Source organism: Streptomyces lydicus, assembly GCF_004125265.1.
GTDB classification, from domain to species: domain Bacteria; phylum Actinomycetota; class Actinomycetes; order Streptomycetales; family Streptomycetaceae; genus Streptomyces; species Streptomyces lydicus_C.
Window position 1 is genome coordinate 205,034 of sequence record NZ_RDTE01000001.1, and the last position, 15,769, is coordinate 220,802.

At 65.0% G+C, this 15,769-nt stretch carries 14 protein-coding genes; 6 read left to right on the forward strand and 8 right to left on the reverse strand.

The genetic code is table 11. The features are described 5' to 3' along the window. Positions 1-50 precede the first annotated feature (50 nt). Complete coding sequence (locus D9V36_RS01020; RefSeq protein ID WP_129292003.1) at positions 51-911, reverse strand: helix-turn-helix domain-containing protein; 861 nt, start codon at positions 909-911, stop codon at positions 51-53. Positions 912-1,339: 428 nt separating this feature from the next. Between D9V36_RS01020 and D9V36_RS01025 the strand changes: the two genes are divergently transcribed. Further along, complete coding sequence (locus D9V36_RS01025) at positions 1,340-2,140, forward strand: hypothetical protein (RefSeq protein ID WP_129292004.1); 801 nt, start codon at positions 1,340-1,342, stop codon at positions 2,138-2,140. Positions 2,141-2,253: 113 nt separating this feature from the next. Here the strand turns inward: D9V36_RS01025 and D9V36_RS01030 are convergent, their stop codons facing one another. Both D9V36_RS01030 and D9V36_RS01035 read right to left on the reverse strand, forming a co-directional pair. After that, positions 2,254-3,540, reverse strand: coding sequence for an MAB_1171c family putative transporter (locus D9V36_RS01030; protein WP_129292005.1), 1,287 nt, complete (start codon positions 3,538-3,540; stop codon positions 2,254-2,256). A gap of 10 nt (positions 3,541-3,550) precedes the next feature. After that, positions 3,551-4,093, reverse strand: a complete 543-nt coding sequence (locus tag D9V36_RS01035) for a hypothetical protein (protein WP_164992804.1) — start codon at positions 4,091-4,093, stop codon at positions 3,551-3,553. A 632-nt stretch (positions 4,094-4,725) separates the two neighbouring features. Here D9V36_RS01035 and D9V36_RS01040 point away from each other — a divergent pair. The 5 genes from D9V36_RS01040 (at position 4,726) to D9V36_RS01060 (ending at position 10,416) form a co-directional block, all read left to right on the forward strand. Further along, the gene (locus D9V36_RS01040; RefSeq protein WP_129292007.1) at positions 4,726-5,733 is read left to right on the forward strand and encodes a hypothetical protein; all 1,008 of its coding nucleotides are present in this window, start codon (positions 4,726-4,728) and stop codon (positions 5,731-5,733) included. Positions 5,734-6,196: 463 nt separating this feature from the next. Continuing rightward, entirely contained in the window at positions 6,197-7,303 is a 1,107-nt protein-coding gene (locus D9V36_RS01045) for a hypothetical protein (protein ID WP_129292008.1), read from the forward strand. Positions 7,304-7,465: 162 nt separating this feature from the next. After that, complete coding sequence (locus D9V36_RS01050) at positions 7,466-7,942, forward strand: DUF4334 domain-containing protein (RefSeq protein WP_129292259.1); 477 nt, start codon at positions 7,466-7,468, stop codon at positions 7,940-7,942. A 71-nt stretch (positions 7,943-8,013) separates the two neighbouring features. Next, positions 8,014-9,102 carry an NAD(P)-dependent alcohol dehydrogenase gene (locus D9V36_RS01055; RefSeq protein ID WP_129292009.1) on the forward strand — a complete coding sequence of 363 codons (1,089 nt, stop codon included), beginning with the start codon at positions 8,014-8,016 and terminating at the stop codon, positions 9,100-9,102. A 639-nt stretch (positions 9,103-9,741) separates the two neighbouring features. Next, positions 9,742-10,416, forward strand: coding sequence for a ScbR family autoregulator-binding transcription factor (locus D9V36_RS01060; protein WP_164992805.1), 675 nt, complete (start codon positions 9,742-9,744; stop codon positions 10,414-10,416). A gap of 495 nt (positions 10,417-10,911) precedes the next feature. Here the strand turns inward: D9V36_RS01060 and D9V36_RS01065 are convergent, their stop codons facing one another. The 5 genes from D9V36_RS01065 to D9V36_RS01085 all read right to left on the reverse strand — a co-directional run bounded on the left by D9V36_RS01065 (position 10,912) and on the right by D9V36_RS01085 (position 15,759). Next, positions 10,912-12,483 carry a class I adenylate-forming enzyme family protein gene (locus tag D9V36_RS01065; protein ID WP_241720632.1) on the reverse strand — a complete coding sequence of 524 codons (1,572 nt, stop codon included), beginning with the start codon at positions 12,481-12,483 and terminating at the stop codon, positions 10,912-10,914. 200 nt (positions 12,484-12,683) lie between these two features. After that, positions 12,684-12,923 carry a hypothetical protein gene (locus D9V36_RS01070; RefSeq protein ID WP_129292012.1) on the reverse strand — a complete coding sequence of 80 codons (240 nt, stop codon included), beginning with the start codon at positions 12,921-12,923 and terminating at the stop codon, positions 12,684-12,686. A gap of 195 nt (positions 12,924-13,118) precedes the next feature. Next, positions 13,119-14,030: a hypothetical protein gene (locus D9V36_RS01075; protein WP_129292013.1), complete on the reverse strand. Its 912-nt coding sequence runs from the start codon at positions 14,028-14,030 to the stop codon at positions 13,119-13,121. Then, positions 14,027-14,503, reverse strand: a complete 477-nt coding sequence (locus tag D9V36_RS01080) for a hypothetical protein (protein WP_129292014.1) — start codon at positions 14,501-14,503, stop codon at positions 14,027-14,029. Before D9V36_RS01080 ends, D9V36_RS01075 begins: the two co-directional genes overlap by 4 nt. 11 nt (positions 14,504-14,514) lie before the next feature. After that, positions 14,515-15,759: a hypothetical protein gene (locus tag D9V36_RS01085; RefSeq protein ID WP_129292015.1), complete on the reverse strand. Its 1,245-nt coding sequence runs from the start codon at positions 15,757-15,759 to the stop codon at positions 14,515-14,517. Between the last annotated feature and the right edge of the window lie 10 nt (positions 15,760-15,769).

The window sequence follows — 15,769 nt, forward strand, 5'->3', positions numbered from 1 at the left end:
GGGTCTGCAGACTGACGGCGCCTCATCACGAGGCAGCGCCAGCGCCTTCGTCATGCACTTCTTCGGTGCGGAACGCGCGTGCCCCCGGTGGGGGTGCATGTCTGCTCCCGGTGAGTGGAGGGCAGACGCTCTGAGTACGGACGCGTGGGCGCCTGGCTACCGAGGTGGCCGCTCATTGCGCCCGCGGCGTCGAGCACGGCGTGGACATAGTCGGTGCGCCGGCGAGGTGACTCCATCAGGTGGCGCAGCGGCATGATGGCCACTGCGCCCGCCAGGATCGGACCCCTCATCAGTGGAGCGGCAATGAGGTCGTGGTGGCCTCCTGGCGCCGGGCTGATCGCGAAACCGGCATCGCGGATCTGGAGGAGGTATGCCGATTCCTCCCGGGCGCGCGACCAGTCGTGCATGGCCGCCTGCATCACGAGCCCTGGGGCGTCGGCGTCGAGGGGGGCGGTCTCCAGGCCGTCGTCCCACATCGGCTTGTGCGTACCCCAGACGATTTCCGTGCACTGGCGCCGGTGGTTGAGGAGGTAGGGGGTGAACAGCATCGCGACCTGGCCGGTCTGCCCCTGAAGTTGGGTGAGCCGGGCAAGGATGCGCTTCGAAGGGTGCGCCTGCGCCCGTGCCGTCGGCGCTCGCCAGGTCAGGGTGTAGGTACCGAACTTGGGCTGGCGCACCACGTCGACGTCTGGGTGCGCCATCGTCTCGAGGTAGCGCCGCGTTGTCCCCAAGGGCAGGCCTGCCGCGGACGCTATCTCCCGCAGGTACACCTCGCGGCCGTTGTTCGCGTTCTGCAGATTCTCCAGCACCCGCAGAAGGTCTATGGTTCGCTTGATGCCGTTGCCAGTGAACGCCCCCGAAGCGCGGCGTGTGCTGGGCGGCCCTGGGCGATCCGGTACGGCGTTGAGCACGTGACATCCCCCTTGGACGTGGAAAGCGATCTCGCGCTAGCTGTCGGCCTCGTCACCTCGTCGACCGGACAGGCCGGCACCGTGCGGGGTGGGCGCAAGGCGTTCTTGCGTGAGAAACTGCAGGGCAGAGCGACCGCGAGGGTGCGGCCGAAGAAGCCCTCGATCACGAAAGTAGCGCATGTCTTTTGCGTGATCAATCGAGTGGCTAGGATTTCCGCTGCCGCTTCCCCTCCAGCGATGCAGGAGCCCCGTTGCAACGCAGATTCGACCACCGACTTGTCGAGAGCATCCGCCGTCGACAGCACCTCCCCGTAACGACGCTGGCCGCACGCCTCGGGTACTCGAACCACCGCGCGGTCGGGGCTGTCCTGGCCGGCGACAGCACTCCGACACCCGAGAAGATCCCTGCCTGGGCGCGTGCACTGGGCGTGGACATCAACAAGGCCTTCCCCCTCCTTGATGATGACGACAACCTCGTCCCCCTTGATGAGCGGGGCAACCCCGTCGAGCCAGACCTCAAGTACCTGCGGGAGAACGCGGAAATCTCGATGTCCGCGATTCCCGAGATCATCAAAACGGCCAGCCCGTTGCCCGTACGGAGGGCCGAAAAGGGCAAGAACGCGAATCCGCTCCGCGACCAGTACGCCGAGCTCTTGGCCAAGAAGTACGGAGTCTCCGTACCCGCGCTGCGCGCCGCGGAAGCCAAGTCCGGGGCAGATGCCGACAAGCGCGCTGCGAAAGCCAAGTCCGGGGCAGACGCCAACGAACCGGTTGCTAGTGACGCTCTGACAAATTCTGCGAGTGCGCAGCAGGAAGGGCCGGCCGGCCTCGCCGAAACCATCACGCACCATCTGGAGCGGATGCCTACTCACGCGCGCCCCTCGGACGCGGACATCGCCTCAGCCATCAACGCGAGGGCAGGTAAGGCGCTGGTCGTCCCGGCCCAGGTGTTCGCGCTGCGCACTGGAGCTCTGTCTCAAGACGAGATCCGCGCCCTGGCCCCTGAAGCAACTCTCTACGACGGGCTGGCTGACATTCTCGACGTGCCAGCGGTCACCTTTCAGTCCAGCGCTGAGCTGACGGAGAGCATCCTTCTGTACGCTCGTGCTCTCGCTGGACAGCAGGGCTTTGAGCTCCAGGCTCGCGGCAGTCGTGAGATCTCTCCGCAGATGGCCGCCAAGATCGGCGAGCTGGTAGCCGAAGTCAAGGCCGAAGCCCATGGCTGGTGAGGCGGGCGGCGGAACAGGACGTCCACGCAAGGCCGGCCGGCTCAACCGGGGCTGCCAACGAGGCCGGGACGCGACAGCCTTCGCTGCCTCTTGCGGCAGATGAGGGAGGTTCGTCATGCCTCTACTGCTGCCGTCAGGAGTACCTCAAATGCCTCTTTGGAGGTGATCGCGACGTACTGGCTCTGAACCTGCCGCCACCATCGGGCCTCGGCTTCAGCGCTGACGTGCGGCTTACGTGGCAGCGGAGCCGACGGGGTCACCCTGTACTTGCCGAGCGCGAAAGCGGCGAGTGCAGCCCGGATGTAGACGGCCTCGGCTACCGCCTGGGGATTGGGCCGCTCCTCCTCCGGCAGTTCCTCTCCCACGGCTGCGACGTGGTCCTCGGCGAATTCCTCGGCACAGTCGAAGAGTTCCGGCGGGGCGAAGTGACGCAGTTGCTCGACCGCGTCGGCCAGGGCGTGCACCCTGATGGCGAGACGTACGTCGATCGGCATGGACCAGTCGATGAGCTTGCTGCCGCCGGGGAGAGAGGCCAGGGCGCTGCGGCTGTGAAGGCTGCGCTCGAAGGCAACGTCGGGAAACGCCTCGGTGAGGTCGCGGTGGAGTGGCTTGAGCTCCTTGAGCAGGCGAGAGTTAGCCCACCGGCGGGTAGCTGCGTTGCTGGTCGGGATGCTGGATCCGGCCGCGAAGGTTACGAACATGAGCAATTGGATTCCGGCTGTGATGTGCCCGATGGCATCTCCGTAGGGGCGCAAGGCGGGGAAGAGTACTGCGCCCCATACATAGATCGTGCGGATGATGATGTACGTCGAGCCCAGCGCCATCGAGATGGCCAGCGCGGTAAGGCCGATTCGAAGCGGCCGGGATGACGACAGGCGCGCGGCTCTGCGCCACTGGTAGCCGCAGACGAGGTTACTCGTCCAGAGAAGGATGTAGAAGATCGTCATGTACAGCGCTACGCCTGTTTGGCCACCGCGCTCGGCCACGAAGTCGGTGCTCGGCTGACTGCGATCGACAACCACGAAGAACACGACGGTCAGGGTGAGGGCGAAGATGACTCCGATGGCCGGGGCGAACCGCGCCAGCCGACGCGTGATCACCACCGGTCGCGGCTCGGGCCCGTCAGGTGGTCCGTAGCCGGCCGCGACGTAGGTGATGATGAAGACGACGGCGCTCGTGCCCGCGTAATGCCCCAACAGAATGACCAGGTCTGTGATCGGGATGCGCGACAGCCAGTCCTGCACGACGGGCGTCTTGGGCCACAGTGCGGCGGCATAGCTGGCGTAGCAGCCGCACAATGCCCACCGCTCCTTGTCGCCCCAGCGCAGTGCTGGGGCGCGCCAAAGCGCCACGCCGGTAATGAGCATCGCGGCGAAGTAGTCGAAGAAGCCGGTCGGCAAGGTAATTCCTCTAGCAGGTACGCCGCGGTGGAGCGACAGGGTGGCACAGGCTTCGCTGCAGCTGGCTGACCAGGTCATCCCCCGCGCCCGAGCAGCGCTCACCGCGCATGCGCCCGAGGATGAGGGCTCCCAGCTCCGCTTCCCTTTCCTGGAGCGTCTCGTAGCGAGACGCCCGGGCCTGGATGATGGTCTCGCTGGTGAGTTCTTGAAGGACCTGACGGACCCCGGGAGGGACGACCTGGCCCATCTCATCGGGCGAGAGGTCGGTGGTGTGGTCGAACACTTCGTGCGTCAGTTCATGAAAGGCAATGTGTTCATCTTGGATCGCACTCGACCGCCGCCGGTAGAGGATGTAGGTACAGCTGGGCGTCTTGACCCTGAGGCCACAGGCGGTCCGCATATCACCACTTTCGTCGATGGGTACCAGGTGGATCGTGCGGCCCAGGTGCTCACCGATGGCGGCGACGAATCCGTCCAGAGTGAAGGGGGCCGGCCACGGGATGTTGCTCAGGCGCCTTTCGCAGGACCGGCGCAGGCTCCTCACAGCGAACACGTCGCTCCCCCCGCCTGTTGAACTGTGCGCGATTTGAGTGTGTTTGCCGATGTAGTGAGCGATGCGTTGCTCGGTGCGATGGACGTCACATCGACTCGGCAGCACATCCTCGATGCCCCGCGCGCGCCCGCGAGACCACGCTCGCGCACCGATCGGTATTTCATCGCGCAAATACCAGGGGGAATGTGACGGCGAGTCAGCCCATGTCGGGTTTCACCCCTACCTCCAACCTCGCCACCCTTGCCCCAGAGCCGCCCGCTATGAGCTACCGCCGAGGCCAGGACGCAGCGACGATACAGTTGATCACCGGGCGAGAAACGCGAGGTCAGAGCAGTGCTGCGTACGGAATTGGGCGTCGAGCGACAGCACTTGAGGTGTGCTGACGTCGGTCCGCACCTGCCCCGGCCGGCCGCAAAGCAGGCCGCGCGCGCCCTCGGCAGCGTATACATCCTGTCACACACAGTACTCTTCCATCCCCCGTCTGATTGTCCGTCAGCGCCAGCGATCGCACCTCGCGTACGGACTCGATTGTCATATGCCTCCTTCGGCCTTTTATAGAGCTGTCGATCTCACATGATTTAAAAGCTAACAAACCGTATGTGCGGTATGTTTTATGAGGGAGACAGCGCGAAGTGCCGGACCTGTCCCGTGCAACACAGATACTCGTCGCAGCCCGCAATCGGACCGAAGCCGACGCCTATCCGCAGCTCGGTGAACTGCGGCTGCGGGCTGGCCTGCGCGAGCACCGAAGGAGAGGGCAGGGGCGCACCTGCGAGCACCTCACCCAGCGAGAGGTCAGCCTCCTGCTGGGGTACGTGGACAGGCGCACCGAGTGGTACAAACACCTAGAACTGGGGAAAATCAGTCAGCCCAGCAGGGATGACTTGAGCCGGGTCAGCAAACTGCTGAAGCTCAGTCACGACGAGGACGAGCAACTGCAGATCGCCTTCTTCGGCTCCCGGACCGTCAAGACCAGTCAGCCCGATGCCGGCCTGGACGTTGCTCCCGTCTGGGCCCGCATCATCCACAGCAGCTCCGTACCGACGTACATCAGCAACCGCTCCTGGGACGTCATAGCCTTCAATGCGGCGGCCGACCAGCTCTTCGGCGGCATGCCGGATAACGTCCTGCGTGAGCTGCTGGGTCTGCGCCACGGCCGCCACGAGAATTCCACGCAGCCCTATCCGAAGCCACCGATGAGCCGTAGAGCGCTGGAGCAGATCGAGATGCTGGGCCTGCCCCTGCAGCCCGAGCACCGCCGCCACATGCCCGACTGGCCCAAGACCTGGGCCCGAGCTGCGGCGACAGGCCTGCGCAATGCGCTCGCGGACCATCCACAGGACATGATCCTGCAGCAGATCCGTGCAGAGGTACTGCAAGACCCCGAGCTTCGGGCCATCTACGAGGGCCCGGTCGGGGAAGAGGTCGGCGACGAGGACCAGCATACGCACCCTGACGGCACGAGGCGCCTGATGTACAACGCGGCTGTCGGCGAAATCGGTGTCATGGAAGGCGGGGTCGCCGAGCCGCTCCGTGCGATAGGCGCGCGGGTGGTGTGGATGGAGTGGTGGCCCCTCGGCCAGGCCACGAACACCTGCCAACCCAAATGTGGCCTGTACCACATCCACAGGCGGCGGTGAGGGCGGACAATGCCTGCATGATCTCTGCACCACACCCGGCTTCCAGAACCGCCAACACCTGCGGTACATCCCCGCAACGCCCAGGCACCGCGCACTCCATGGGTCGGCGTTCCGCATTGCCGCCGCTCTAACGAGAGTCCTTGAGCGGTAGGAGCTGGAGCACCACGACTTGCTGCGCACGGGCGATCCGGAGACCGCCAGACCAAGGCGGCCCCCGCAACTGGCTCTTCTCCCGATTCCTGAGGAGCGCCAGGCACGCCACGTAGCCGGAAGTGAGTGTCGGTCAGTCTGCGCTTGCCCCTGCCGCCTCCTGTCCACCTTTCATGATCACGCCGGGCCCCTGACATCCTCACTCCACTGTGGCGTCTCCGCGAACGACCACGTGGCCGGCACGATCACCCTCGCGAGGCGCCCTACGTACCAGGGGCACTTAGTCTCCGCCTCGCAGCGCCAAGGAGCCACCGTGGCCTTCGTAGTCCAGCCCGCCCGGGTATTCCCCGAGAAGAACCTCATCAAGACCTCCGATATCCATGCGGAGATGGAGGTGAGCGCCAAGAACAGCCCCTACCTCGAACGTGTCAAGGCGATGGATGTCGGCGTGGAGTCGCGGTACTTCGTCGAACCTCTTGAGGTCGTTGCCCGCCCCGGCCGCATGGAGGAGCGCAATGAATGGGCGCTGCGCGGCATGGAGGCCCTTGCCGAACAAGCCTCCCTCAAAGCGCTGGATCTCGCCGGCCTCCTACCGAAGGACATCCACTACATCATCACCAGCAACTCCGTCAGTCCGCGTACGCCCGGTGCCGACGTCACCGCGGTCAATCAACTCGTGAAGTTGGGGATGTCCCCTAGCATCATGCGCATCCCCTGCACAACGCTCGGCTGTGTGGGCGGTGCACACGCACTGTCCCTGGCAGCCCAGTGGGCTGACGCCAACCCGGGCAAGAACGTCCTCGTCCTCATACCGGAGCCGCTGTCCGTCGTCTATCAAGCGGAGCGTATGGACCTCAACGGTCTGCTGTGGCGCCTCTTCTTCGGAGACTCGGCCGCAGCCTGCGTCGTCACCAGCCCCAGCAACCCGCGTGATGATCGACCGCCCCGCGGCGCCTGCATGAGGATTGACGACAGCTGGCAGTATGTCGCTCCCAACACCATGACCACCTATCGGCTCGACCACCGGGACAACGGCCTGCACTTCCTGTCGGAACGTGGTGCGGAACGGGCTGTCCGCAAGCTGAAGGGGCCGTTGACGGAGTGGCTGCCCGAAGGCTGGCGACCGGAGACATTGATCGGCCATCCAGGCGGACCGGCCGTGCTGCGCCACATGGCGGACATGCTCGGATTTCCGGCTGAACCTGACGAACCAGGCAACCCTCTCAGGGTTTCTTGGGATCGCCTGCGCGCGCGCGGCAATCTCGGAGGCGCGGCCGTTCTGGACGTGCTGGCCGAGACCGCCACGCACGCACTGATTCCGGGGAGCGAGACCCTGCTCTTGGGAATCGGCCCGGGCATCACTGGCGCTGTCACAAAGGGACAGATGTATGACCCGAACGACACGCCAGCGGTCGCATAGACCTTGGGGTCGAGTCTCGGATCGGTGCGGGGCCGCCGCGGGGAATCCGTTGGCGGTCCCGCACCGAGACGGAGCACCACAGGGTGCTCCTTGGAAGGTCAATGACCTGACCGAGCCTCACGTCCGACAGCAAGGGTCGGTCCATCTATTGAGAGGAGCATGATGAACGACGAGCATGCCGGCCGGCGCATCGCCGAGATCCGCGCAGCCGGTGGTGAGGTGTCCTTCACCGAACTGGATGAGCTGTGGATGGCACTGCCGACCGTACAGCCGCAAGACATCCTCGGGGCGTGGAAGGGAAGCGCGTTCTCCACCGGCCACCCGGTAGAGGCCAGGCTCATCACGGCGAACTGGCACGGCAAACGCTTCGAGTCCCTGTCCCGCGTACAGCCCCTGATCTGCCGCAACGAGCAGGGTGAGCTGTTCTCCGACATCGAGCGGGGCAGCGGCGAAGCCAGCCTGTGGATGGTGGAATTTCGCGGTGAGGTGACAGCCACCATGGTCTACGACGGCCTCCCAATTCTCGACCACTTCAAGCGTATTGACGCCGAGACACTCCTCGGCGTCATGAACGGCAAAGACGTCCTGGACGACCGCGGCCACCACTTCTACTTCGTCCTTGAGCGGGATCGCGACTGACTCGCGACCAGCTCACACCCGGCAGTCCATTCATCCCGGCCGCGGTCCGCGGCCGGAATCAGGGGGAACCCGTGCGCATACAAGCAGCCGTCGTCGAGTCCCAAGGCGGCCCCTTCATCATCCGCGACCTCGACCTCGAGGAGCCGCGGGCCGACGAAATCCTCGTCAAAATCACCGCGGCAGGTATCTGCCACACGGACCTGAGCACACGAGCGCGTTGGCCGCGGCCGCCGATGGTCTTCGGCCACGAAGGCGCCGGCATCGTCGAAGCCGTGGGCGACCAGGTGACCACCGTCGCCCCAGGCGACGCCGTGTGCCTGAGCTACCGCAGCTGCGGCACCTGCGAGCAGTGCGGCTCCGGACACACCGCGTACTGCGACGCGGGCATCAACTCCTTGAACGCCAGCGGCTCGCGTACCGACGGAAGCACGGCCCTCTCCCGTGAGGGAGAACCGGTCTACGGCAACTTCTTCGGGCAGAGCAGCTTCGCCAGCCATGCCCTCGCCTATGAGAGCAACTGCGTCAGGATCCCCACCGACTACTCCCCCATCCTGGCCGCCCCGCTCGGATGCAGCGTGCAGACGGGCGCAGGGGCGGTCCTCAACGTTCTGCAGCCGGACCCCGGTTCGTCGCTGGTGGTTTTCGGATCCGGTGGTGTTGGCCTGACCTCCGTCATGGCCGCGGTTGCTGAGGGCTGCTCCGTGGTCGCCGTTGACCCGGTGCCATCCCGGCGCGCTCTGGCCCGAGACCTCGGCGCCGTCGCCGCGCTCGACCCGGCGCAGGCTGCGGACATTGCGGCAGTTGTCCGGGACATCACCTCCGGCGGATCGCACTACGCCATCGACACCACCGGCCAGCCGGCTGTGATCTCTCAGGCCATCGGAGCTCTTCGTCAGCGAGGCACGCTGGCGCTGGTAGGGATCGGCAAGACAGCCGAATTCGACATCATGAGCGTGATGACCAAGGGGGTCCGGCTGCGCGGAGTGATCGAAGGGGACGCGGTACCCCAGAGTTTCATTCCACACCTGATCAAGCTCCATGGCCTCGGGCGCCTCCCCGTCGAGAAGCTGATCACGCCGTTTCGGTTCAGCGACATCGAGGCGGCCGCCCGTGCCGCCATAGCCGGTGAGGTCATCAAGCCCGTGCTTACCTTCGACTGATCTTCCATTGGGCGCGCCGGGCTGATTGGCTCGCCAGCCATCTTCTCCTGCGGGGAGGGAAAGGCTCGCCAGGAGCTCGGCGCGCAGGCTCCCACGAGTTGCCTGCTCCGATGGTCGAGCTCTGGCGGGCTGAGGAATGGAGCGGCTTGTTGGGCGCAAGGTCGGGGGCCGTGTGCAGCTTCCAGCCTGGCGCCGACAGATCTGCGTTCCGCCGGCGGCTCCACAAGACGGGTTCCGTGATCGAGCTGACACGTGCTGTCCACGTAGCTGCCTCTGGCGGACATTGAATACCTTCCTTGCCACGCCTTACCGCCCGCACGCGAGTCATCCTGTGGACAGACTCTCCCCTTTCTCGCCTTCCTGGAAAGGCCCTGGGTAATTCGGGGTGCTTTTTGTAATTTCGACATGCTGATCGGCGGCAGTCGAAGATGAGAACTGTGGATAAAATCCACAGGAAAGGCAACCGGAACAGGCCTTAGACCCCCTGATGACGCATGGCGTTTTCTTGCAGTGCGGAATGTTAGTATCCACATCAGACGCAACTCGTCATCGCGCCTCCGAAATGCACTGCACTTTCGTGCGCAATCCGTGGCAGTGCGACTGCATCACGTAAAGAGCTTGATGGACAGGAGACATGCTGTGACACAGCGGGACCGAAGGGAACGGCCTCTTCAGCAGGATCGAGCAGTTCGGACCCGCAAGAAGATCCTGGAGGCCGCCGCCACCCTCTTCGACGAGAACGGTTTCGGTGGTACCACGATCGCCGACATCGTCGAGCGATCGGAGATGACGAAAGGTGCGCTTTACTTCCATTTCAAAAGCAAGGATGCCGTCGCGGTAGCCATCATGGAGGACCAGTTCGCAGGGCTCCCTGAACTCCCTCCGCAGAGCCTGGCATCCCAGATGCTCGTCGATACCGGATTCCTTCTCTCCTATCTGTTGAGAACAGATCCAATGCAGCGCGGCGCGGCCCGTTTGGCCATGGAACAGGGATCGAAGACGCTCGATACAAAACGATCGAACGACGTGTGGATCGAAGTGGTGAGTTCGATCCTGACAGAAGCCTGGAACCGGGGCGAACTGCTGCCATCCGTCGACATATATAAGGTTTCCTGGCACATCGTCGCAGCATTTTCAGGAATTCAGAATATGTCCCAAACCTACGACGGTCGGATGGAACTGACGAATCACCTGAAGGACATGTGGGAGTTCATCCTGCCGTCCGTGGTCGTCCCCGCTGTTCTGGCCAAGCTTGACCTCGATCCCGACAAGGGCGAGAAACTCTCGAATGGGCTCTCTTCTTCAAGCGGGTAGCAGTATGTCGATGCGCACAAAGAATGTGATGTTGCGCCATCAGCACTTCGATCCGCCTGTGACCTCACGGCCGAGGCGGGCGCAGGAGAAGCACCGCTGCCGGCGGTCGGCATCGTGCTCTGTCCAGGTGCGGAGCCCAGGACCGCAGGGCCCGCGGTCGATGTGCCGGTTCGCGACCACGCAACCGATGCCCGCATTCTGCAGCTGTAGCTCTGTACGCCGATCCGACAGCGCCCCGCCTCGTGGATCATCACGAGGCGGGGCGCTGGAGTGATTAGCGGGGGAAGCGGTCAGGAGGCCAAGACAGTGACAGTCTGGGCGAAGATGCGGGCCGGCGCCGCGGTGGAGATCCGTATCACAGCTGCGCCGCATTTCCGTCCGTTCACCGGGGACCGACGGCCGACCGAGCGATGACACAAAGGCCGTTCCGTCCAGTGCAGTTGACGCCGCGTCGGCCGGGTTGGGTCGCTCCACAGCAACCGGGGGAACGGTGTGTCAGGCCCCGCTCGTCCACGCGGCGCGCAGCGCCTTCTTGTCCACCTTGCCGACCTTGGTAGTCGGCAGCCGGTCCAGCAGCACCGTCTTCCGGGGCGAGTACAGCTCTCCCAGCTCGGCGGTCACCGCTGCACCGACCGCCTCTGGGTCGACGTCAGCGCCCTCGGTCGTGGCCAGGAAGATCTGTACGGCTTCTCCGTACTCCTGGTCGGGCACGCCCACCGCCGCCGCGTTACGCACACCGGGCAGCGTGAGCAGGAAGTCCTCCAGCACCCTGGAGTAGACGTTGTCGCTCGTGCCTCCGGTGACGATGATGTCCTTGGCCCGGTCGACGAGATAGAGGTATCCCTCCTCGTCGAGATAGCCCATGTCCCCAGTGCGCAGCCAGCCGTCATGCAGCGCCGCCGCGGTGCGCTCCGGGTCCTCGTAGTAGCCGAGCATCACCGTCTGGCCATGGACGCACACCTCGCCGACCTGTCTGACGGGCAGCGCCTCCGTGCTGTTTTCCCCGCGGATCTCGATCTCGACGTCGGAGATCGCCCGGCCGCAGCTACGCCAGAGCTCGGAGCGTTGGGCCCCTTCCGAAACGAGATCTTCGGCATCGAACGCAGTGACACCGAGCGCCTCCGACTGCCCGTAGCCCTGGCTGAGCACGGGGCCGAGCACCTCGACCGCCTGCTGCAGCCGGCTCGGCGACGTGGCCGAGCCGCTGACGACGATCCGCCGCAGCGCGGGCAGGGCGCCCGGCTCGCACTCCGAGTGGTCAAGCAGCGCGTACAGCATGGGCGGTACGAGCATGGTGGTGGTGATCCGCTCGTCGCGCAGGACCGTCAGCGCAGCGCCGGCTTCGAATTCGGGCAGGACGACGAGGGCGGCTCCCGTCATCAGAGCCCGGATTGAGGTGAGGTGGCCGCTGCCGTGCGTGAGCAGTGTGGAGGCGAGCACTCTGTCCGTGCCCGGTTTCATGGTCGGGAAGGCCGCAGGGCGGGAGTTCAGCGTGGGGTCTTCCAGCTTTTCGACCATCGCGTCGTAGAGCTTGCGGCTGTGCGCGGCGAGCTTGGGGCGGCCCAGGGTTCCGCCGGTGTAGAAGACGGTGACGGCGTCGTCCGCGCCCGGGGCCGGCACGCCGTCAGGGCGCACCTCCGGACACTCGTCCGCCAGGGCCAGCAGGTCTGTGCACCGCTGCTCGCAGGGCCCGAGGCTGAGCAGTATGGGGGCGTGGACGCTGCGGCCTGCCGCGTCGGCGGCCCGTTGCGCGAAGAGCGGGTCGGTGACCACGGCGCGCGCCCGGGACTGCTCGACCAGCGCGGCGAGTTCGCCGGGTCCTGGCTCGGGCGGCAGGAACACGACGCGGCAGCCGATGAGGTGGACGGCGAGCTGCACCAGGACGGAGTCCACGCGGTTGGCCAGGAACAGCCCCACTCCATCGCCGGGCACGAGCCCTTGCCCGCGTAGCGCATGCCCCAACCTGAACAGACGCCGCCGGGCCTCCCCCCTGGTCAGCCGCTGCGCCCCCTGGACGAGCGCCTCGGCCTCCTCGTCCTCGTGCCATTGCTGCAGAATGCGGTCCACGTATGTCCGTGGCTTGGGTGTTTCCTGTGCGTTAACGATCACGAGCACATGCAAACATGTCTCTTGGAAGTCGTCGCCCCACGGGGGCCGCCTTCGGCCACCAACTGGCGGATTACCATGCGGCTGACATGACACCCCTCTCCGCGCGGCACCGGGGCACATGCCCCAGAGGGCGCGAACCTAGGCAGTCTGCGCGGTCATCAGCCAAAAAGGGGGAGCAAATAGTCGATGGCGAGCAGGACTAGGGCAATTCCGGCCCATATGGCAATGAACCTCGGGATGCCGCCCCATTTCGGTACGGGGACGATCCGCTCGTGTCGGGTCGGCAGCCCGCCATGGGCCAGGATGCGGTGTGTCCGGCGGAGGCGTTGTGCTGCCTGCTTGCTGGTGCAGGTCTCGTCCTGGCCGCAGGTATCGCAGATGTAGATGTGCTTTGGCATGCGAACTCCCGCCTAGGTTCCGGGTTTTAGCCCATGTTGCCGCGCGCGGGAGCTTCGAATGGCACTGAATGCACAATGTGACCTTTTGTGCATTCTTGAAGGTAGGTAGAAGGTAGGTAGCTGGAGGCAGGTAGGCGTGCCGGGGCTGAACAGGGCCAGGGGAGGGGCACGCCGCGTCCCGCCCCCGGCACAACGTCACGCGGCCCCGTCTACGGCTTCCTCATGCTCCTTTTCAGCAGGCCCCTGCGTGAAGGCAGGGGTGAGGGCTCTGGAGGGGCCGGTGTGTGTGGTGTCGGGCACCTGATCGGGGGGTGCCTGGCGGGGGTTGAGGCCCAGGTCTTCTCGAAGTTGCAGCAGGTTGATTCCGTAGACGTTCGCTGGCTTGCCGCCGACCTGGAATTTCATCTGCTCCTTGTACCGGATGCCACAATCGGCGAGACGTTCCTTCAGGTCATCAAGCGTGTATCGAGGGTCGACGGAGCGCAGGCCACGGAGGATGTCCTCGAGGCGAGCGCCCCTCCCAGTAACCGAAACGATCTTCCCTTCCTTGTCCGGTCCGGATAGTTTGCGCGCCGCTCCCGCTTCAACGACCCGCCGTATGTATTCCTTGAACTTGGAGTCGTGGACGGAGGCTTCGTGGCGGGCAGCCTCCTGTTCTACGTCCCGCTCCCCCAGACCCCTTTCGTGATCATTTTCAGTGGAAGGCTCGGCCTTTCCCTTCTGGAGGTTCGTCTTGTCCTGGGACTCCTCGCCTCCCTTAGCGTCCTTCTTCTTCGCCTTCTTCGCCTTCTTGGTCTTCTTCGGCGCTCGGGCATCCCCATAGGCCTGCACCCCGGCGATGACGAAGCATCCGATCACCCAGGCAAAGAACAGAGCCGTATACATCGCCGGGCGACGCTCAGCGAGGAAGAGGTAGAGGTAGCCGAAGAAGAGGAGGGCCAGCACCCGGCCGAAGAAGCTGCTGCCCTCCTTACGAAGGAACTTGAGCAGGCCGGTAAGCATGACGAGGCTGGCATTGAACAGGCCAAGGAGGAATGCAGCGAGTGCGGTGTAGAGGTTCAGCGCCTCCGGCGCGGCATCGGTCTTCTTCGCCCTTTTCTGAGTCACGAGATGACCAGATTGGGCACGAACATGATCAAGGTCATGAGAATCGACCAGAAGGAACCCGTGGCTGCGAGCATCGCAGCACCGAAGATCATCCCGAAGATTGACCCCACGACGGGGACGAAGCTGATGCCGATCGCCAGGATGAGGAAGCTGATGCAGATCGAGGTCATCCCGGGATTCCCGATGTCGGGGTTGCTGGCCAGGGCGACCGGCATGTCTTTGATAGCGAGGCCTACGTCGTGAAACATGGTGCCGCCGGGGGTGCGCATGAAGACGTCCTGAGCCACGATGCCGAGATACTGCGCGCCGACGCTTCCAAATTGGATCTTGCCGTTGGGCACGTTCTTGCCGAGCTTGAGGCGCACGCAGGAAACGAGGAGGGTGACGACGACGGCCAGAGCGGCTCCGGTGGCCGGCAGGGCTCCGGTGAGTCGCTCCAGGCCGCCGGCCGCGGCGAGCGCGGTGGTGTTCATGTCGGAAATCCTTAGCGGTTGGTGCTGAAGTGCAGCATGGCGAAAACGGCGGACGCGGTGGGGACGTGGACGAACAGCCACTGGGGAGCGCAGAAGAACAGGCCGGGGCTTGATGGACGCCACCAGCGGCGGGTTTTGTAGTGGAGCCACAGCCCGAAGACGGTGATCACGCCTGCAGTTGCGTATGGGGCGTAGAGGTTCACATGCGGGTTGGCCAGCAGCATCGCCTTCAGGTCCTGGCCGCTGAGCATGGACGCGGCCCAGATGGCGTAGAAGCCAACCGTCGCGGGGATGAAGGAGGAGGCCAGGACGCGTCCCGTCGTATTGAAAGTCCGCTTGGTGGCGGTCCACACGATCGGCACCGTGGCTAGGGTGATGATCGGGTTCAGCGCCATGATCTCCTTGCCTGCGGCGGCGTACATCTGTAGGGCCACGGCCTGCTTGATGCCCAGGCCAAAGCCCAGGGCTGCAGCGGAGCAGTAGCGAGCAAGCCACCAGCGACGTACAACCAGCAGGGCTCTGTCCCGCAGGATCCGGTTGCGTCGCCGATCGGCCCGGGCCCGCTCCTTCTCGCGCTTGGCCAGCTCGGCGTAGGTCGCTTCGCGCGCCTCATTCCGATCCTCGCTGGGAGGTTCCCGGACGATGATCACGGTCTCGGGGGCGAGGTTGTGCTCCCCCAACTCGTGGTCCTGTTCCTCGTCGTCGCCGCGAAAAGCGCTCTTGGTCTGGGCAAGGAACCGCCGGAACCCAGTGAGCTCCTCTTTTCCCTCGCCTGCCTTGTCGCTGTCGTCCTCGGTCTCAACAGACTCTTCGCCGTTGTCGCCCTGATCGTCTTCGTCGACGTCCTTCTGATCGCGGACCTCTGGGACATGGGCAGGTCCCGCCGGGATGAGCGCGGCGTTCGGGTCGAAGGAGAGGGGCCGCCTCAGCCGGCCGGTGTTCGTATCCAGGTCCGCGTTCTGGCTCTCGAAGAGCTCCGGCCACCAGCCGTCGTTCGACCATCCCGGGGGAAGGCCGGTCCTTGTCTGGGGAGCCTGTGCGGCCTCTGTCGGGACCGGCGTGTTGACCCGCTCCCGGGGTGCAGCAGCCGCTTCGGTGATGTTTCCAGTATCCGAGGACGCACCCAGCTCATCGGACTTGGCCTGGCCGACCGAGGTCGTGGAGGCTTCCTGGTCAACGGATGCCAGGACGTCGTCGATTGTGGTCAGGACGTCGTCGACACCGCGGTCCGGCGCCTGTGCCTCATCGGGCGTCATGCTGGCTTGC